Genomic DNA, 19,718 nt, shown 5'->3' with positions numbered 1-19,718 from the left:
GCTCAACGGGCGAGAGCCACGTCCCGCGCGGCGAGCGCCTTGTGCAGATGCACCATCAGGCCCGCGGCAAAGAGCGGCGTCAGCAGGTTGACGATCGGCACCGCGAGGAAAAGCGCAATCACCAGGCCCGCCATGAATACGGTGCCCGAATGGCGGGAACGCAGAAGTTTCGCCTCTTCGACACTGCGGAACCGCATGGCCGCGAACTCGAAGAATTCCCGGCCGAGCAGATAGCCGTTCACCAGGAAGAAGGCGAGAATGTTGATGCCGGGGATGAAGAGCAGCATCAGCGCGATCAGGTTGCCGACGACGACCACGCCGAAGAACTTGATCGAGGCGACGATCGCCTGTCCCATCGGCATGGCCTTGCCCGGCGGGTCGCTGGGATAATCGCGCTTCTCCACGACTTCGGCGACATCATCGAGAAACAGACCGGCAATGATCGCCGTGACCGGTGACAGCAAGAGTGCCAATCCGAGCGCCAGCCCGATGCTGGCCAGAATGCCGAAGATGAAGGTGAGCCAGCCCGCCCAGTCCGGCAGTTCCGGGACGACGCCCTGGACCAGAGGCATGATGAAGGCGATGAAAGTCTCGCGCAGCCCGAACCACAGGCCGATCAAAACGAGGATCGTCAGGCCGAGCGTCTTCCAGAAGACGGTGCGGGTCTCCGGGGCAAAAAGATTGCGCAGCGACAGCACGGCAGCGTCAAAGATCATCGGTGGCCTCCTTCATCAACAGCCGTGATGTAGGAGGCCGAAGCTGCCGCTGCAATGCGCAATCTCAGCCGAGGCGATAAAGGCCCGGCCGACGGTCGGTGAGATAGGGGTTTTGCGCCCGGGCATCGTCATAGGCGGCGGGATCGATCTCGGCGACAAGTAGCGTCTCCCGCATGCCGGCCCGCGCCAGCTCGTCGCCATCTGGCCCGAGGATCACCGACCGACCGCCATAGGTGAGCCCATTTTCTTCTCCGCAGAGATCGGCATAGACGACGAAGACGCCATTCTCAAACGCGCGTGTCGGTACAACCGTATCGGCAACGCGTCGGCTTATGATGCCTTCCGGCAACGCGGTCGGCACGAGGATCAATTCGGCACCGGCCAGCGCCAGCGTTCTCACATTCTCCGGGAACTCGACGTCGTAGCAGATCAGCATTCCGGTCTTGATACCGTTGAGATCGAAGACATGCGGAGCCTCCGAGCCTGGCACGAAAGCCGCGCGCTCACCCTCGCCATAGAGATGGCTCTTGCGGTAGAACTCCGTGCTGCCGTCCGGCCGGACAAGCACAGAGGAATTGAAGACATGATTGCCGTCGCGCTCGGGAAAACCTGCGCAGATCGAAAGCCCGCAATCGGCCGAAATTTCCATCAAGGCGCCAATGATCAAACCATCGCGCCCTTCCGCCACTTCCTTGAACTGCGAACCGAGTGCGTATCCACTGGTGCCGAGTTCGGGCGTGACAAGAAGCTCCGCGCCCATTTCTGCCGCCGCCATGGCAGCTTGGGCAATCTTGCCGATATTGCCCGGAACATCGCCGGAAAGCGGCTGCATTTGATAGAGCGAAATCAGCATGATGCACCTGTCTGCGTCAGAGTCTGGGTTGGAACGTTAGTGCTGCATGCCTAGCGGAGGCAAGCGGCAACTCCAAGGCAAGCCGCACCAGGTTGCCTTTCTTGTCTCGGACCTTATCTTTAGGAAATGGAACATGTGATCGAAGCAGGCTTGTCCTGATGGCTTTTGTCGTTACGGCCGCCGTAGCCTTGCTGCTGATAGAGCTTTATCTCAGGCGCCGCCCCTGGGCGATCGCGCTGACCGGCGTGATCGCTGTCGTCGGCACCGTGATCTGGATCTTCAGCGACAATCAGTCGAGAAGCCAGAGAGGCGCTGTCTCGGCCGTCACAGTGGATGTCGGAGCCGACGGCGAGACTTGCCTTGATCCGGCCCTGCCGCTGGCTGCAACACTCACCAATTCTTCCGGCGACATGGTCAACCGCATTGCCTTTGACCTGATCGGAGAACAGGCGGAAAGAGCCGGCACCGCCTATCGCGGTACTCTCCGTCATAATCAGGTTCTGGCGCCGGGCGAAAGCATCACGCGGTGCTTCCCCCTGCTCTACCACGGCTTTTCCCATCCGCGTCCACAGATCATCGATGCGACGAAATATGACTGGACGGCACACGTGACCCTTGTCGGCTTCGGCGACGCGCCCGCCCCGTAAGCAACCGCCTCAGAACACGGGAAAAAGGCCGGCAGCAACAATCTCTCACACTTGGACGAGATGCCCCTCGCTCACTTCCCGGTACTGGCGCGCAGGCGGTTGGTAGCCCGCGGGCCGAATGGGGCTCTTGATCTCGTCGGTCGACAGATTGCGCTTGAGCTTGCGTCGCGCCGGATCCGGCACCGGCACCGCCGCCATCAGCTTTTTCGTGTAGGGATGCTGCGGATTGTCGAAGACAGCCTGACGCGGACCGATCTCGACGATCTCGCCGAGATACATCACGGCGACCCGGTGGCTGACCCGCTCCACGACTGCCATGTCGTGGCTGATGAAGAGATAGGCGAGGTTGAAGCTCTGCTGCAGATCGAGCAGCAAATTGCAGACCTGCGCCTTGATCGACACGTCCAGCGCCGAGACCGCTTCGTCGGCGACGATGATCTTCGGATCGAGCATCAGCGAGCGGGCAATCGCGATGCGCTGGCGCTGACCGCCCGAGAACTCATGTGGATAACGCGGCATCATGTCGGCCGAGAGCCCCACCCGCTCCAGGAGGTCTGCGGCCTTGTCGCGCGCTTCGGCTTTCGAACCGAGCTTGTGTTCAACGAAAGGCTCCATCACCGCCTGCCCTACGCTCATGCGCGGATCGAGACTGGCGAAGGGATCCTGGAAGACCATCTGGATGCTGCGACGCATGCGCCGGAGCGAAGCCTCGTCGAGGCCGCCAACATTGTAACCGTCGACCGTGATCTGACCCGAAGTCGGCTCAACCAGCCGGGTGATCGAGCGGCCCGTTGTGGACTTGCCGCAACCCGATTCGCCGACCAGGGACAAGGTTTCACCCGGCTTGAGGGTGAAGGAGACGTTTTCGACCGCATGCACAGCGCCGCTCTTGCGCCCGAACAGGCCGGACCGGATGTCGAAGCGGGTGGTGAGGTTTTTCACCTCCAGCAGTGGTTGGCTCGCTTTTTCCGGAACTCCGGCTTCCGCCTCCGGCACCAGCGTGGCCCCGGTCTTGATATCGATGACCGGGAAACGCATCGGCCGCTCCCGCCCGCCCATGGATCCGAGCTTCGGAACGGCGGACAGCAATGCGCGCGTATAGGGATGTTGGCCACGATTGAAGATGTCGTCCGTCGTCCCCGTTTCCACGGCCTCGCCGCGGAACATGACGATGGTCCGGTCCGACACTTCGGCCACCACACCCATGTCATGGGTGATGAAGAGCACCGCCATGCCCTCCTCGTCCTGAAGCGTCTTGATCAGGTCGAGGATCTGGCCCTGGATGGTGACATCGAGCGCGGTGGTCGGCTCGTCGGCGATCAGCAGCTTCGGCCGGGATGCGAGCGCCATGGCGATCATCACGCGCTGACGCATGCCGCCGGAGAACTGGTGCGGATATTCATCGAAGCGGTTCTTGGCGTTCGGGATACGGACGCGGTCGAGCAGCCGCAAGACCTCGGTCTTTGCCTCTGCATTGGAGATGTCGCGATGGCACGTGATGGCCTCGGCTATCTGCTTGCCGATCGGAAAGATCGGATTGAGCGAGGTCATCGGCTCCTGGAAGATCATCGAGATCTGGTTGCCGCGCACCTGGCGCATCTGCTCGGCATCGAGCGTCAGAAGCTCGCGCCCCTCCAGTTTGACACTCCCCGCGATGCGGCTCGTCAATTCCGGCAGAAGCCGCATGATCGACAGCGAGGTCACGCTCTTGCCCGACCCCGATTCGCCGACGATCGCCACGGTCTCTCCCGAGGCGACGTCGAGATCCATGTTTCGCACCACAGACCGCCACTCGGTGCCGACCCTGAACGAGGTCGTCAGACCCCGCACCGACAGCACCGGCGCCCTGCTTGCTTCTGTTGCCTGTTCCACCACAGCCATATCCCGTTCCCCTGTTTTTATCTGTGTCGAGATGTGGTCGTGTAATCAGGCGGCGAGTGCCGTTTCGGCAAGCGTCACCCAGTAGCTGATGCCATAGGGAATCACCTCGTCGTTAAAGTCATAGGCGGAGTTGTGCAGGTTGGCCGTATCGCCATTGCCGATAAAGACGAACGAGCCGGGCCGCGCTTCGAGCATGTAGGAAAAATCCTCAGCACCCATCGCCGGCGGGAAGGCATCGCTGACGGCATGGTCCCCGGCCACCTTGCGCATGATATCGAGCGCGAACTCGGTCTCCGGTTCATGGTTGACGGTGACCGGATAACCGCGGTGATAGCGCAGCGTCGCCTTGCCCCCCATGGCCATCGCGACGCCGGACGCAATCTCGCCGATTCGGGCCTCGGCCATGTCGCGCATGTCCGGCATCAGCGTGCGAACGGTACCGGACAATGTTACGGCATCGGGAATGACGTTATAGGCATCGCCCCCGTGGATCTTCGTCACGGTGACAACCACTGAGCCAAGCGGATCTGTCTCGCGGGCGGCAATCGACTGCAGTGCCACAACCACCTGTGAAGCTGCCAACACCGGATCGATGCTCTTGTGCGGCTGGGCGGCATGACCGCTTCGGCCTTCCACCACGATGTCAAACTGGTCGGCAGCGGCCATGACAGGTCCCTTCTTGGTGGCAAATGTGCCGACCGCCATGCCGGGATGGTTATGCATCCCATAGACCTGGCGGATGCCGAATTTCTCCATCATGCCATCGGCGACCATCTCGCGCGCGCCACCGCCGCCCTCTTCGGCCGGCTGGAAGATCACGGCGATCGATCCGCGGAAATTGCGGGTCTCGGCGAGATATTTGGCCGCACCGAGCAGCATGGCCGTGTGGCCATCATGGCCGCAGGCATGCATCTTGCCGGGCGTCTTGGAGGCCCAGGCCTTGCCGGACATTTCGTGGATCGGCAGTGCATCCATGTCGGCACGGAAGCCGACGACCGGCCCATCGCCGCGATTGCCCTTGATGATCGCGACCACGCCGGTCCGACCGATCCCCGTTTCGATTACGTCGCAGCCGAATTCCTCGAGCTTCTCGGCCACGAAGGCCGCTGTGCCATGCACGTCGAACAGGAGTTCGGGATTCTGGTGCAGATGGCGGCGCCACTCAGCGACTTCGGGCTGGAGTTCGCTGGCGCGGTTGAGCACTGGCATGAAGTAACCTCTTTTTGTCGTTGTTCCCCGCAGGATTTCGCGCATACTGTGCCGCGATGCGCAGCTTTGGCAAGCCGCAAAATTCCGTCTTGCATGGAAAATAGGCTTGTGATTACATGGCCTAAATTTTAGCCAACCCGACAGATACTGGGCTGTTCGGGAACGCATTGCGCGACTCCGCGGAGCGCCTCAGATTGGAAAACTTTCCTGCAATACCAAGAAGATAGGTGGTTGACATTTCGCGAATGGGCTGGCCACATCGCTGGCCGGCAGATCGGTCTTCCATCATGCCTGCAAACAAAAATAATGGGGAATGAGCACATGAACACTCGCAAAATGATGCTGGCGGCGTCGGCTGCCGCTTTCGCGCTGACGGCAGCGCCGGCAATGGCCGAACGCGGCACGGACGGCGACCTGAAGATCATCTTCTGGCAGGCCGTCTCGACGATGAACCCGTATCTGTCGGGGGGAACCAAGGAAGTTTACGCAGCCTCGATGGTCATCGAGCCGCTCGCCCGCTACGACGAGACCGGCGCACTGGTGCCGATGTTGGCCACGGAAATCCCGACTGTTGAAAACGGCGGCGTAGCAGCCGATTTCAAGAGCATCACCTGGAAGCTGAAGCCTGACCTGAAATGGTCCGACGGCTCGGCCGTCACGGCCGAAGACGCAATCTTCACCTGGAAATACTGCACGGCACCGGACGGCGGCTGCGCCCAGGGTGCCTATTTCGAAGGCGTGACCAACGTGGAAGCCGTTGACGCCTCCACCATCAAGGTATCCTTCGCCGATGCCAAGCCCTATCCCTACAGCGCCTTTGTCGGCGCACAGGCTCCGCTCATCCAGGCAGCCCAGTTCAAGGATTGCCTTGGCGCCAAGGCGCCGGAATGCACGGCCGCCAACTTTGGCCCGATTGGAACCGGCCCCTTCGTCGTCAACGAATTCAAGCCGAATGACGTCGTGACCTTCACCGCCAACCCGAACTACCGCGACGCCGCCAAGCCGGCTTTCGCCTCGGTCACCCTGAAGGGTGGCGGTGACGCCGCTTCCGCAGCGCGCTCGGTTCTCGAGACCGGCGAATTCGACTATGCCTGGAACATGCAGGTCGAGCCCGAAATCCTCGACCAGATGATGGCTGCCGGCAAGGGCAAGATCGAAGTCGCCTTCGGCACCCAGGTTGAACGTATCGACATCAACCCTTACGGCGTCGATCCCTCGCTCGGCGACAAGCGCTCGACCAAGGAAGCCGGCCCGCACCCGGCACTGTCCGACCCGGCCGTGCGCCGCGCGCTCTCGATCGCTATCGACCGCGAGATCATCGATGAAGCCGGCTACGGCCCGAACGGCCAGCCGACCTGCAACATCCTGCCCGCTCCGGATATCTATGTCTCGACCGCCGTCGACTGGTGCCTGAAGCAGGACATCGAAGGCGCCAACAAGCTGCTCGAAGATGCCGGCTGGAAGATGGGCTCGGATGGCGTCCGCGAGAAGGACGGCGTCAAGCTCTCCTTCCTCTACCAGACCTCGACCAACTCCGTCCGTCAGGGCACCCAGGCATTGGTCAAGGACATGTGGAGCCAGATCGGCGTTTCCGTCGAACTGCGCAACATCTCGGCTTCCGTCTTCTTCGGCGGTGACCCGGCCTCTCCGGACACCTTCCAGAAGTTCATGGCCGACATACAGATGTACACCAACAACTTCGACGGCACGGATCCGGAGAAGTACATGGCGGGCTGGATGTGCGACAAGATCCCGAACCCGGCCAATGGCTGGCAGGGTGAAAACATCGTCCGCTACTGCAACCCGGAATACGATGCGCTTGTGAAGGAACTCGGCCAGACCGGCGAGCTCGAAAAGCGTGCCGAAATCGCCAAAAAGCTGAACGACATGCTCTCCAACGATGTCGCCCAGATCCCGCTTATCCATCGCGGTCAGCCGTCGGCTGTCAACAACACGCTGCTTGGCGTGAAGATGAACGCCTGGGATTCGGAACTCTGGAACGTCGCCGACTGGTCGCGCGCTAAGTAATGCCCTTCGCGCCGGGCCTGCCTTCACGGGCGGGCCCGGCGTTCGCATTTTTGCCGACAGTCTGGAGCCCAGCCGATGTTTACCTTCACCGTACGGCGACTGCTGTTCGCAGTCCCGACGCTACTGGCCATCAGTTTCATAATTTTTGCCCTGCTCGACCTTGCACCGAGCGACCCGTTGGGCGACCTGCCGCTCACCATTCCGCCCGAAGTGCGCGAGCAGATCCGGCTGGCCATGGGCCTCGATCAGCCCTTCATAATTCGCTATTTCAAATGGCTGCAGCAGTTCTTCATCAATGAACCGTTGAACATCTTCGAACAGATCACCGGCATCACCGTCGGCTCCGGCGAGCGCATGCGCGTGCTTTCCTGGGCGACCCGCAGCCCCGTGGTTGACCTGATCGTCCAGCGTCTGCCACAGACGCTCTGGGTCGTCGGTCTCTCCTACCTCTTCGGCGTTTTGATCGCGATCCCGATCGGCGTCATCTCCGCCTATCGCCAGTATTCCTGGTTCGACCAGATCGGCACCTTCGTCTCGATGGTCGGCTACTCCGTGCCGACCTTCTTCACCGGCGTCCTGCTGATCGTCGTCTTCTCCTCCTGGCTCCAGTGGTTCCCGTCGATCTATGATACCACACTGGTGGTCAACAGCTGGGACAGCTTCGTGCTCCAGGTGAAGCAGATGTTCTTGCCCGTCCTTGTGCTGACGCTGTTCAACGTCTCGCAGATCAGCCGCTTCGTGCGCGCCTCCATGCTCGACAACCTGAACATGGATTATGTCCGCACCGCCCGTGCCAAGGGCGTCAAGGAAAAGATCGTGCTGCTCGTGCATGTCCTGCGCAACAGCCTGATCCCGGTCGTGACTGTGATCGCGCTCGGCGTTCCCACGATCTTCTCCGGGGCCATCATCACCGAGCAGGTCTTCCGCGTGAATGGTCTGGGGCAGTTGCTGATCACTGCGATCCAGGGCGCCGACATCCCGCTCGTGCAGACCCTGACCTTCATCTTCGCGATCCTGATCGTGCTCTTCAACCTGATTGCCGACGTTCTCTACGGCATACTCGATCCGAGGATCCGCTATGAGTGATGCCGCAATCGCGACGACCGGTGCACCGGCTCCACAGACAAGACCTCAGAGCGGCAGCTTCTGGCCCATGCTCTGGCGCCAGTTCCGCGCCCACAAGGGTGGCGTTGCCGGCCTGATCGTCTTCGTCTTCATCGTCGCCGCCGTCTTCATCGGCCCTTACATCCACACGATCGATCCGGCGAAACTCGACATCCGTGCCAAGAACCAGGGGCCGTCCTGGGAGCATCCCTTCGGCACAGACAACCTTGGCCGCGACATGCTGGCCCAGGTTCTCGCCGGTGGCCAGATCTCGCTCGCCGTCGGCATGGCGGCCATGTTGCTGGCCCTGGTCGTCGGCACGCTGGTCGGGGTCTTGTCAGGCTACTTCCGCAAGCTCGACGGCCCTCTGATGCGTCTGACCGACCTCTTCCTGGCGCTGCCGCTCCTGCCGCTGCTGCTGGTGATCATCATGTTGTTCCGCGACACGTTGCGCACCGCCTTCGGCCCGGAAACCGGCATCTTCATCCTGATCGTCTTCGTCATCGGCATCACCAGCTGGATGCACACGGCCCGCATCGTGCGCGGCGACGTATTGGCGATCAAGAGCCAGGAATTCATCCTGGCGGCGAAATCGAGCGGCATGCGCGAACACCGCATCATCATCAAGCACATCCTGCCCAACGTGATGTCTTCGATCATGGTCTCGGCGACGCTCGGCATCGCCACCGCCATCATCACCGAGTCCGCGCTCTCATTCCTGGGGCTCGGCTTCCCGCCGGACTTCCCCACCTGGGGCCGTCTACTGTTCGACGGCGCCAACTTCCTGCAGATCAACCCGTCCCGCGTCTTGTGGCCGGGCCTTGCGATCTCGCTGACGGTGCTGAGCGTCAACTATATCGGCGACGCGATCCGCGATGCGCTCGATCCGAAGGCGCTTAAGCATTGAGGGTAACCCCAAGTGGGCGCATTAGCGCCCACTTGGCCTTCCCAACACCCTTCTCGCCGCAAACCAGCTGGCACATGCCCAGACCGTTCCCGCCGCCCAGCCACCGAGCACGTCAGTGGGGTAATGCACCCCGAGATAGATGCGGCTGAGGCCGATGATCAGGGTGAGGAACACCGCAACGAGCGGGAAGAAGTAGCGCAGCGACGGCTGCTCTTCGATGCGCGACAGCATGGCGCCGAGCGTCAGGTAGGTAATCGCCGACAGCATGGCGTGGCCGCTCGGAAAGCTCATGTCCGACACCTCGACCAGATGCTGCACGACTTCAGGCCGTGGTCTTGCGATGCCAAGCTTCATGGCGCTGCTCAAGGCCCAGCCGCCGAGGATCGAAACGGTGACGAAAGCGGCCGTGCGGAATTTGCGACGCAGAGCCAGATAGGTGACGACCAGGGTCACGAGCAATGTCAGCACGGTCACGCCGCCAAGCGCCGTGATGTCGACCATCACCTTGGTGAGCCAGGCGGGACCGACCGGCATGCTGAGATCAGATGTATCACGCAACATCAGCAGCACGCTCTCGTCGAAGGCACGCGTCTCGCCTTCCAGCACTTCCCCCGTCAGTTCGAACAGCAGATAGGCAACAAGCGCCGCCACCAGCGCGGTCAGCCAGACGCGGGCTTCGGCGACCGAGACGATGCGGGTGAGATGGCGCTTGATGCGCTGCATGGGCAAGATCCTGATCGTTGGTGTTGAGGCTACATCGCGTTGCAAGGCGCGTGCGTCAACCGGGTCGCGGGAAGCAAATGTGGACGGGTCGCGGTTGTTCCATACTTCCCTTTCCGGACAGCGGCGGTTCGCTCGCGCCGAGGGCCAGGCTTTGCCCCTCACCCCACCCTCTTCCCGCAGGCGGGGAGAGGGAGGCAGGCGCGGTTACCGTCTCGGTCTTCTCTCCCGCCTGCGGGGAGAGGGTGCCGCCCTTCGACAGGTTCAGGAGGCGGATGAGAGGCCATAGCCGCACGGCACAGGCTTTGAGCCGATCAGCTTACTCACCAAAACCGCCTTGATCTTGTCGCCCACCCCCGCCACTCTCCGCCCGCACATCCGGAGACATGCCCCATGCCCCAAGGCCCGTCCAACCTCCTGACCGACATCGACGGCCTGGCCGTCGGCCATGCGACAGACCTCACCCTCGGCTCCGGCGTCACCGTGATTGTCTTCGACGAACCGGCAACAGCGTCTGGAATCGTGCTCGGCGGCGCGCCCGGTGGACGCGACGTGACGCTGCTCGATCCCTCCATGACAGTGCAACAGGTCGATGCCTTCGTGCTCTCAGGCGGCTCGGCCTTCGGGCTGGATGCGGCGGGCGGCGTGCAGTCGGGTCTGCGCGCGGCGGGTCGTGGCTTTGCCGTGGGCTCCGTGCGGGTGCCGATCGTGCCGCAGGCGATCCTGATGGATCTGCTGAATGGTGGAGCTAAGGACTGGGGCCTGCATGCTCCCTATCGCGATCTCGGCTATAAGGCCTTTGAGAACGCGGCGAAAGGGGCCTTCGCGCTCGGCACTATTGGCGCCGGAACGGGTGCCACGACGGCCAATTTCAAGGGTGGCCTGGGCTCTGCCAGCGCCATTTCGTCCTCGGGCCACACAATCGCAGCGCTGGTGGCCGTCAACGCCATGGGTTCAGTCACGGTTGGTGACAGTCCGCATTTCTGGGCTGCCCCTTTTGAGGAGGGAGAAGAATTCGGTGGTCTTGGCCAGCCCGCTCATGTGACCGTTGAAGATCGGGCGATGCGCATCAAGGGGCTGCGACTGACGGCAACCACCATCGGCGCCGTCGTGACCGATTGCGCGCTCTCGAAGCCCGAGCTTCATCGCCTGTCGATCGCCGCCCATGATGGCCTCGTCCGCGCCGTGCTTCCGGCCCATCTGCCCTCCGACGGCGACACGATGTTTACAGCCTCGACGGGCAGACGGGATAGCAATGGGGCAGCCGACCTCATGGAACTCTGCCATCTGGCAACGCTGGTGACGGCCCGGGCGATTGCGCGCGGCGTGTTCGAGGCCGTCGCCCTGCCTTACGCGGATGCGCAGCCGGCCTGGCGGGACAGATGGGGGTGATCTCGGCTCCCTGCGGACAGCAGTGTGGCTGGCAGAGCGGTCAGCGGCCACTCTCCCCTGTGTGGGGGAGATGTCGACAGAGCCGACAGAAGGGGTACCGCGCAGCACAAGGTGACCTGATCTCCCTCCCACCACCTTCGTCGAACCCGCCCTTGACCCAAGTCAAGGACAGTGCACCCTTCGCCGCAGAGATTGCCCGCCAAGGTTGGTCACGCGCATGACGCAGATCATCCGCAAGATAAACGGATCGGGGGAGGACGGTTCGACAATGGAAGATGAAAGCGACATGGAAAGACCAGTCCTCACCAACCGCATGTTCGACGAGCTGAAGCTCGGCGATGCCGCCAGCATCACACGCGTGATTGGCCCCGATGATATCGAACTCTTTGCCGCACTCTCCGGCGACAACAACCCAGTGCCGCTCGGCCAGTCACTGATCCCGGCCGGCATGATCTCGGCTGTCCTCGACACCCGCCTTCCCGGCCCCGGAACAGTGTATCTCGGCCAGGATCTGGAGTTCTGGAGGGACATCGCGACCGGCGACCGGATCACCGCGACGGTGACCCTGATGACCAAGGAGAGCGATGGCCGGACCCTGATCTTCGACACCCGCTGCGTCAACCAGAACGGCGAGCCCATTTTGGCCGGCAAGGCCCGTGTGCGGGCGCCGGTCGAGCGCATCAGTTGGTCGGAGAACCTTCCGCCGGATGTCTCGCTGCAGCGCCACGACCGCTTCGATGCGATCGTGGCCGAGGCCCGCAGCCTGCCGATGGTGCGAACCGCCCTTGTGCATCCCTGCTCGCCGGAAGCGATCGAGGCGGCCGTCGAGATCCGCGACGAAGGCCTGCTGGAGCCGATCCTGATCGGCCCGGAGGCCAAGATCCGCGCTGCCGCCGAAAAGGCCGGCATCTCGATCGACGGTTTCGAGATCATGTCGACCGAACACAGCCATGCGGCAGCGGCCCTTGCCGTCGAACTCGCCGTTGCCGGCAAGGTCGGCTCCGTGATGAAAGGCAGCCTGCATTCCGACGAGCTTCTGGCCGCCGTCGTCGGTGGCGGTTCGGGCCTCAGGACCGAGCGCCGCGTCAGCCATGTCTATGTCATGGATGTGCCGGCCTATTCCAAGCTGCTGATCGTCACGGACGCCGCGATCAACATCGCCCCCACCCTCGAACACAAGCGCGACATCTGCCAGAACGCAGTCGATCTCATACATATGCTGGGCGTGGCGGAGCCCAAGGTCGCCGTGCTCGCTGCCGTCGAGACGGTCAACGACAAGATGCCGGCGACACTGGAGGCCGCAGCCTTGACCGTCATGGCCGCCCGCGGCCAGATCAAGGGTGCCAAGGTCGACGGTCCGCTCGCCTTCGACAATGCGATCAGCATGGAGGCAGCCCGCACCAAGGGCATCATCTCGCCCGTCGCCGGCGACGCCGACATCCTGCTGGTGCCCGATCTCGAAGCCGGCAACATGCTGGCCAAACAGCTCCTCTATTTCGCCAATGCCGATGCAGCTGGTCTGGTGCTCGGCGCGCGCGTGCCAATCATTCTGACAAGCCGGTCCGACAGCCTCAGGGTCCGCATTGCGTCGGCAGCTCTGGCAAAACTCGTCGCTGCCAAGCGAGCGGCAGCGCTCGGTGACAAGGCATGAGGCAGAAACTGCTGCTGAGCTTCAATGCCGGCTCTTCGACGGTGAAGATCGGCATATTCGCCCGCGAGGCCCAAGGCGCCAGACGCATCGGCAAGGGCGTGATCGACTTCCGCGCAGAGCCGCTGACCTTCCATCTTGTCGAGGGGCCACAAGTCTTCGACGTACCGCTCGTGGCAAAGACCGATGACCTGCTGCACGACGTGTTGGAAGAGGTCTTTGACTGGCTCGGAGAACACTACGATCTCGACGCCGTCTCGGCCGTCGGTCACCGCGTTGTCCATGGTGGCGATCGATTCGCAGATGCTGCAATCGTCGACGAGGAGGGCCTCACCGCAATCGAGAGCCTGGTGACGCTGGCACCTCTCCACCAGCCGCAGAACCTGCGCCTTATCCGCGCCATCGCTGAACTGAAGCCCGGCCTCCCCCAGACCGCCTCCTTCGACACCGCGTTCCACCGCACGCAGTCCGACACCGTCAGGCGCTTCGCCATTCCGCGGGAATGGTTCGACAAGGGCGTCAAGCGCTACGGCTTTCACGGCCTATCCTATGCCTTTATCGCAGGCGCCCTGAAAACGCTCGAACCGGAGACCGTCGGCGGCCGTGCCGTCGTTGCACATCTCGGCTCCGGCGCCAGCCTCTGCGCGCTGGACCACGGGATCAGCCGCGACACCTCCATGGGCTTTTCCACCATTGACGGCGTGCCCATGGCGACCCGCTCCGGCGCGATCGATCCGGGCGTGCTCTTCCATCTGATGGACGCCCATGGGCTGAGCGTCAAACAGGTCGAGGAGATGATCTACAAACAGTCGGGCCTGCTCGGTCTCTCCGGCATCAGCGCCGACAGCCGGGTGTTGCTGGAGACCCCTTCGAAGGAAGCCTGCGAGGCACTCGATGTCTTCACCTTCCGCATCGCAGGGGAGGTGGCAAGGCTCGCTGCTTCGCTCGGTGGCCTGGATACGCTGGTCTTCACCGCCGGCATCGGCGAGAACCAGCCGACGATCCGCCGTTCGGTGGTCGAGCGCCTGCGCTTCCTCGGCCTGCTCCTGGACAGTGAGGCGAACGACCGCAACGAGGCCGTCATCTCGCGCGAGGAAAGCCGGGTAACGATCCGGGTCATCGCGACCGACGAGGAACAGGTGATTGCCGACGACTGCCTCAGGCTCATCGGATAGGACGATCCGCCGCCGCTGACACCAAAGCGTCATGAAACGCGCCTAGAGACGCTTCGATTGAAAGCGGATGGAGATGACGCTCATGCTGCGACAGACGGATGCGACGGGTGAAACCCATGAAGCGGCCCGCGGCGAGGCCCTGATCCTCTCCAATGCCCGCGTTGTGACCCCAAGCCATGTGCTGCATGGTTCGGTGGTCATCGAAAACGGCCTGATTGTCGAAATCCATGAGGGACCGTCGCGCCATGCCGATGCGCTCGACTTCGCCGGCGACTATCTCCTGCCCGGCCTTGTCGACATCCACACCGACCATTTCGAGAAACACCTCTATCCCCGCGCCCATGTACGCTGGGATTTCATGCGCGCAGCGCTCGCCCACGACGCCCAGATTATCGGCGGCGGCGTGACGACCGTCTTCGACAGCCTTTGCGTCGGGGCGACCACCGACAATCCGGAACGGGCCGAGATCCTGAAACCCATGATCGAAGCGCTGGAGCAGGCGCAAAGCGCCGGCATGTTTCGGGCCGAACATCTCGTTCACCTGCGCTGCGAACTGACCGACCCCGTGACCCCGCAACTGACGGCCGACAACATCGACCGCGAGATCGTTCGTGTCATCTCGGTCATGGAGCACCTGCCCGGAATTCGCCAGAGCCGTGACATCGAGGCCTATGTCCACCGAGCCTGCAAATCAACAGGCGAGAGCCCGGAACTGGTGCGCGAGAAGATCAAGGTGCTCGTTGCCGAGAAAAGCCAGTTTGCCGCGAGCACCCGTCCAGAGGTCGTCGCGCTCGCCCGGTCGCGCGCCATGCCGCTGATGAGCCATGACGACACCGATGTGGCGCATATCGAGGAGGGCATCGCCGAGGGCGTGTCGATCTCCGAATTCCCCTGCTCGATGGAAGCGGCCGAAGCGGCACGGTCCGCCGGCATGATGATCGTAGCTGGCGCTCCGAACCTCGTGCGCGGCGGCTCGCAGTCGGGCAATGTAGCGGTCCGCGACCTCCTCGCGGCGCGGCTTGTCGACATCCTAGCCTCGGATTATGTGCCGCGCTCGATGCTCGACGCCGCCTTCATGATTTCGGCTGATCCCGGCCTCGACTACGACCTGCCGAGCGCCGTTGCCATGGTGACGCGCAGCCCGGCGCTCGCCGGCAACCTCCCCGATCGCGGCGCGATCGAAACCGGGCTGAAGGCCGATCTGATCCGCGTCGACCTGCAGGACGGGCAGCCCTTCGTCAAGTCGGCCTGGCGCTCCGGCAACCGGGTCGCCTGACCAGGGAAACGACCTGGCTTACTCGTGCCAGGCAGATGCCAGCACCCGAAGCCAGTTCTCTCGGCAGATCTTGTCGAGGTCTGAAGGACCGTAGCCGCGCTCCTTAAGCGCCGTCACGAGCCGCTGGTTGCCGGTAGCGTCGCCGATCACATTCGGGATCGTCGCGCCGTCGAAATCGGACCCCAGCGCCACGCAGTCGATACCCATGCGGTCGACGAGATAGTCGATATGGCTGACCATGGTCGCAAGCGAGGTCTCCGCATCGTCGCGGCCATCAGGCCGGAGCATGGTGACGGCATAGTTGAGACCGACGAGACCTTGGCTTGCCTTGATCGCGTCCATCTGACGGTCGGTCAGATTGCGGGCAACGGGCGTCAACGCATGGACATTGGAATGGCTGGCGATCAACGGCTGATCACTCAAACGCTCGACATCCCAGAAACCCTTCTCGGTGATATGGGCGAGATCGATCAGGATGCCGAGCCGGTTGCAGGCCCGGATCAGATCTTCACCAGCGCGGGTCAGGCCGGGTCCGGTATCGGGCGAACTCGGATAGGCAAAGGGCACGCCGTGCCCGAAGATGTTGTGGCGGCTCCAGACCGGTCCAAGCGAACGAAGCCCCGCGGCATAGAAGACTTCGAGCGTCTCGAGATCCGCATCGATCGCCTCACAGCCCTCCATGTGCAGGACAGCGGCAAAGACGTTGTCCGCCATGGCCTGGCGGATTTCGGCCGTCGTCCGGCACAGCCGCCAGCTGCCGTCCTGATCGAGCCGATGGGCAATTGCCGCCATCTGCAGCGCGATGTCGAGGGACGAGGCCCGATCGAGCGGCGGATCGAGTGGCGTGGAATAATGCCCGTTTGCATCCGGTTCGCGCAGATTGAAGTCATGCGGCGACGGGATGTAGATGGCGCAGAGGCCGCCGGCGAGCCCGCCTTTCCGCGCGCGCGGCGCATCGATATGCCCGGCGCTCGTTCCGTTGCGGAATTCGGCCACGGGATTGCGGCCCTCGCTGCGACTGCGCCAGAGGCGCAGGAGAACATCGTTGTGGCCGTCAAAAACTAGGTTCATGAAGAAGGATCCAGAAGTAGCGTCCAGGCAGAAAACCCGGGCGGGGAAAGAGGTCAAACACTGCGACTGTTTCGGAATCGTTGGACCAAATCATGTCGCGCTTCAAGCGGCACGGCGATTTATCCCGCGGTCCCGGAAACAAGCGGCGGCACACGCGCGAGCCAATCGGTCGCCGCCTCGTAAGCGGCAGCAACGGACAGCACGGCCTGATCCGCCCTCGGTCGCCCGATCAGCTGGAAGCCATTGGGCAGGCCAGTCGCCGAGAAACCGGCGGGCAGTGCCGCAACCGGAAGCCCGGCCATGCTGGGGCCGATAACGACCTCCATCCAGCGATGATAGGTGTCCATGTGCTTGCCGGCGATTTCGCGCGGCCACGGAATATCCGCATCGAAGGGAAAGACCTGCGCAGCCGGCGCCACGAGATAATCGCAAGTCTCGAAAACCTTCATGATCGCCTGATACCAGGCCGTGCGAACGGCCGAGGCCTCGTAGACATCAGCCGCCTGGATGCGCAAGCCGGAGCGGACCTCGTAGAGGATCTCGGCCTTCAGCGAGCCACGTCGGCCGGGATCTTCATAGAAGTCCCGCATGCTGCCGGCGGTGAAATAACTGCGTAAAGTCGTCCAGGCCCACCAGAGCCTGTTCATGTCGAAATCGACCTTCACCGGTTCGACGGCAAAACCCAGTCCTTCAAAGACACCGAGCGCTTTTTCGTTCAGCTCGAGCACGCCGGCTTCGAAGGAGAGATGTCCACCGAAGTTCCCGAGCCAGCCGATGCGACCGCCCTTTCCAGGGATCGTCGGATCGAGGGAAATCGGCGGGCTCTCGAAAGAAGACGGATCGCGCGCATCAAAACCGGATTGCACGTTGAGAAGCGTCACAACGTCCTGGACAGAGCGGCCCATCGGCCCCAGAGTCGCAAGCTGATTGAGATAGGCATCGCGCCCGGGAAGCGTGGGGATACGCCCGAAGCTCGGGCGGAAGCCGACGACATTGTTGAAGGCGGCTGGATTGCGCAGAGAGCCCATCATGTCGCTGCCATCCGCGACCGGCACAAGACGCGCAGCAAGCGCGGCGCCTGCCCCGCCGCTCGATCCGCCGGCAGAGCGGCTGAGGTCCCACGGGTTCCGCGTCACGCCAAAGACCGGATTGTAGCTATGCGAGCCGAAGCCCCATTCCGGCGTGTTTGTCTTGCCGATGATGATCGCACCGGCGGCCCGGATGCGCTCGACCTGGATGTCGTCGAAATCGGGCACATAATCGTGGAAGAGAGGCGAGCCATAGGTACAGAGAATGCCCTTCGCCTCGCTAAGATCCTTGATGGCAACGGGCACGCCATGCAGGACCCCGAGGGATCTGCCATGCTTGTGCTCGGCATCCTTCGCCCGGGCCTCGGCACGTAGCGCCTCGCGCGAACTAAGACTGACAAGCGCATTGATCTGAGGATTGAGCCTCTCGATCCGCTCGAGATAGGCTTCCATCACCTCCTCGGCCGAGAGACCTCCGGCATCGAGGGTTTTCCGGAGGTCGGCAAGGGACAGGGACGTCAGGTCGGACACGCGGGGCTCCGTTCAAATGGGCTCTCTGGTCGGGCAGAAAGAGACGATGGGCTTCCCGACACGACACTGTCAAGCGCCGGGCCGAGCGCCCGACGCAGGCCAGCCATGCGCATCGGGAAAACTTTCAAGCTGCCCAAAATAAAAATGGTCAAACGACCAAATTAGAGGCAACATGCCACAAAAGAGGAAGAAGCAGGCCTCGTCGAACTGCTTTTCCGAAACACGGGAACATCGACGAAATCAGGCGAAATCCGGCGTATTGCACGTAAGCGGCAGCGGTCTGGACCAAGCCATAAGGGGAGAGATCAGCATGCCCAGAAGCTGGCACGTGACTTGCGTGATACCCTCTGCGCCACCCTGCCACCTGCGATCGCCGGGCACAGGGTCGAACAAAGCACTACGCGCATAACCCGAACGCCAGGGGGCACGGCTTGAGTTCCGCATCTGACAAGGCAGCCATCGAAATCCGCGGCGTCAGCCGCATCTACGGAACCGGACCCGACAAGGTCAAAGCCCTGGACGGGATCTTTCTCAAAATCAGGGAAAACGAGTTCTTCACACTGCTGGGGCCATCCGGCTGCGGCAAGACCACCCTCCTGCGCCTGATCGCCGGCTTCGATTTCCCGACCACGGGCGAAATCCTGCTGCACGGCGAGGACATCGCGCCACTGCCGCCCTTCCGCCGACCGGTCAACACGGTGTTCCAGTCCTACGCCCTCTTCCCGCACATGACAGTCGCCGAAAACATCGGCTTCGGTCTGAAGATGCTGGGCAAGCCGGCAGCCGAGATCAAGGCACGCGTCGACGAGATGCTGGAGCTGGTGCACATGACCCAGATGCGCGACCGGCAGGTCAGCCAGATCTCCGGCGGCCAGCAGCAGCGTGTGGCGCTCGCCCGGGCGCTCGCTCCGAAGCCGAAGGTGCTGCTACTCGACGAGCCGCTCTCGGCGCTGGACTACAAGCTGCGCAAGGAAATGCAGATCGAGCTGAAGCGCGTGCAGGCCGAAACCGGCATCACCTTCATCTTCGTCACCCACGACCAGGAAGAAGCGCTCACCATGTCGGACCGCATCGCGGTCATGTCGATGGGGAGCCTTCGCCAGGTCGGCTCGCCCTGGGACATCTATGATCGCCCCGCCGAACGCTTCGTCGCCGACTTCATCGGCGAGACAAACTTCCTTGAGGTTGAAGTCGCCTCGGTCCAGGGCGACCGGGCAAGCGTCAGGCTGCGCTCCGGTCGCGAGATCCCTGCGACCTTCCCGGACAACACAACGCCGACAGGCAAGGTGACGATCGTCATCCGACCCGAACACGCCGCCATCGTCGACACGATAGATGAGGCGACCCTGCAGGGTTCGATCGAAAGCGTCGTCTATCTGGGAACGGACACCAATATCAATGTCCGCCTCGAAGGTGGCTCGCTCTTCACGGTTCGCCAGCAAAACAGCCGCAGCGGCAGTTGCGGGCTGGTCGAGGGCCAACATGTCGGCATCATGGTCAGCCATGATGTCGCGCAAATCCTGAGGGATTGA

Annotated in this window: 16 protein-coding genes; 9 read left to right on the top strand and 7 right to left on the bottom strand. The window is 62.7% G+C overall.

Annotation, left to right across the window (positions count from 1 at the left end; genetic code table 11):
- Positions 1-2 precede the first annotated feature (2 nt).
- Together IP85_RS02000 and IP85_RS01995 are read right to left on the bottom strand one after the other, a co-directional pair.
- On the bottom strand, positions 3-716 hold the full coding sequence (locus IP85_RS02000) for a sulfate transporter family protein (protein WP_054147974.1): 714 nt from the start codon (positions 714-716) through the stop codon (positions 3-5).
- Positions 717-780: 64 nt separating this feature from the next.
- Entirely contained in the window at positions 781-1,569 is a 789-nt protein-coding gene (locus tag IP85_RS01995) for a carbon-nitrogen hydrolase family protein (protein WP_054147973.1), read from the bottom strand.
- Positions 1,570-1,727: 158 nt separating this feature from the next.
- On the opposite strand from IP85_RS01995, the gene IP85_RS01990 reads away from it, so the two are divergent.
- Positions 1,728-2,216, top strand: a complete 489-nt coding sequence (locus IP85_RS01990) for a hypothetical protein (protein WP_054147972.1) — start codon at positions 1,728-1,730, stop codon at positions 2,214-2,216.
- Positions 2,217-2,261: 45 nt separating this feature from the next.
- On the opposite strand, the gene IP85_RS01985 is transcribed toward IP85_RS01990, so the two are convergent.
- Both IP85_RS01985 and IP85_RS01980 read right to left on the bottom strand, forming a co-directional pair.
- Positions 2,262-4,097 carry an ABC transporter ATP-binding protein gene (locus IP85_RS01985; RefSeq protein ID WP_054147971.1) on the bottom strand — a complete coding sequence of 612 codons (1,836 nt, stop codon included), beginning with the start codon at positions 4,095-4,097 and terminating at the stop codon, positions 2,262-2,264.
- A gap of 45 nt (positions 4,098-4,142) precedes the next feature.
- Positions 4,143-5,306, bottom strand: coding sequence for a M20 aminoacylase family protein (locus IP85_RS01980; protein WP_054147970.1), 1,164 nt, complete (start codon positions 5,304-5,306; stop codon positions 4,143-4,145).
- Positions 5,307-5,627: 321 nt separating this feature from the next.
- Between IP85_RS01980 and IP85_RS01975 the strand changes: the two genes are divergently transcribed.
- The 3 genes from IP85_RS01975 (at position 5,628) to IP85_RS01965 (ending at position 9,345) form a co-directional block, all read left to right on the top strand.
- Positions 5,628-7,334, top strand: coding sequence for a peptide ABC transporter substrate-binding protein (locus IP85_RS01975; RefSeq protein WP_054147969.1), 1,707 nt, complete (start codon positions 5,628-5,630; stop codon positions 7,332-7,334).
- Positions 7,335-7,409: 75 nt separating this feature from the next.
- The gene (locus IP85_RS01970; protein WP_054147968.1) at positions 7,410-8,420 is read left to right on the top strand and encodes an ABC transporter permease; all 1,011 of its coding nucleotides are present in this window, start codon (positions 7,410-7,412) and stop codon (positions 8,418-8,420) included.
- The gene (locus IP85_RS01965) at positions 8,413-9,345 is read left to right on the top strand and encodes an ABC transporter permease (RefSeq protein ID WP_054147967.1); all 933 of its coding nucleotides are present in this window, start codon (positions 8,413-8,415) and stop codon (positions 9,343-9,345) included. The genes IP85_RS01970 and IP85_RS01965 overlap by 8 nt, the downstream gene beginning before the upstream one ends.
- Before the next feature lie 21 nt (positions 9,346-9,366).
- Here the strand turns inward: IP85_RS01965 and IP85_RS01960 are convergent, their stop codons facing one another.
- Complete coding sequence (locus tag IP85_RS01960; protein WP_054147966.1) at positions 9,367-10,068, bottom strand: phosphatase PAP2 family protein; 702 nt, start codon at positions 10,066-10,068, stop codon at positions 9,367-9,369.
- 390 nt (positions 10,069-10,458) lie between these two features.
- Between IP85_RS01960 and IP85_RS01955 the strand changes: the two genes are divergently transcribed.
- The 4 genes from IP85_RS01955 to IP85_RS01940 all read left to right on the top strand — a co-directional run bounded on the left by IP85_RS01955 (position 10,459) and on the right by IP85_RS01940 (position 15,556).
- On the top strand, positions 10,459-11,457 hold the full coding sequence (locus IP85_RS01955; protein ID WP_054147965.1) for a P1 family peptidase: 999 nt from the start codon (positions 10,459-10,461) through the stop codon (positions 11,455-11,457).
- A gap of 286 nt (positions 11,458-11,743) precedes the next feature.
- Positions 11,744-13,108 carry a bifunctional enoyl-CoA hydratase/phosphate acetyltransferase gene (locus tag IP85_RS01950; RefSeq protein ID WP_054148017.1) on the top strand — a complete coding sequence of 455 codons (1,365 nt, stop codon included), beginning with the start codon at positions 11,744-11,746 and terminating at the stop codon, positions 13,106-13,108.
- The gene (locus IP85_RS01945; protein ID WP_054147964.1) at positions 13,105-14,280 is read left to right on the top strand and encodes an acetate/propionate family kinase; all 1,176 of its coding nucleotides are present in this window, start codon (positions 13,105-13,107) and stop codon (positions 14,278-14,280) included. The genes IP85_RS01950 and IP85_RS01945 overlap by 4 nt, the downstream gene beginning before the upstream one ends.
- An 82-nt stretch (positions 14,281-14,362) precedes the next feature.
- The gene (locus IP85_RS01940) at positions 14,363-15,556 is read left to right on the top strand and encodes an alpha-D-ribose 1-methylphosphonate 5-triphosphate diphosphatase (RefSeq protein ID WP_054148016.1); all 1,194 of its coding nucleotides are present in this window, start codon (positions 14,363-14,365) and stop codon (positions 15,554-15,556) included.
- An 18-nt stretch (positions 15,557-15,574) separates the two neighbouring features.
- On the opposite strand, the gene IP85_RS01935 is transcribed toward IP85_RS01940, so the two are convergent.
- Together IP85_RS01935 and IP85_RS01930 are read right to left on the bottom strand one after the other, a co-directional pair.
- Complete coding sequence (locus IP85_RS01935; protein ID WP_054147963.1) at positions 15,575-16,627, bottom strand: dipeptidase; 1,053 nt, start codon at positions 16,625-16,627, stop codon at positions 15,575-15,577.
- A 119-nt stretch (positions 16,628-16,746) separates the two neighbouring features.
- The gene (locus tag IP85_RS01930; RefSeq protein ID WP_054147962.1) at positions 16,747-18,186 is read right to left on the bottom strand and encodes an amidase; all 1,440 of its coding nucleotides are present in this window, start codon (positions 18,184-18,186) and stop codon (positions 16,747-16,749) included.
- 431 nt (positions 18,187-18,617) lie between these two features.
- Between IP85_RS01930 and IP85_RS01925 the strand changes: the two genes are divergently transcribed.
- Positions 18,618-19,718, top strand: coding sequence for an ABC transporter ATP-binding protein (locus IP85_RS01925; RefSeq protein WP_054147961.1), 1,101 nt, complete (start codon positions 18,618-18,620; stop codon positions 19,716-19,718).

It is taken from the genome of Rhizobium sp. AAP116 (genome assembly GCF_001295785.1).
Lineage (GTDB): Bacteria > Pseudomonadota > Alphaproteobacteria > Rhizobiales > Rhizobiaceae > Allorhizobium.
This window is presented reverse-complemented; position numbering and strand designations above follow the sequence as displayed.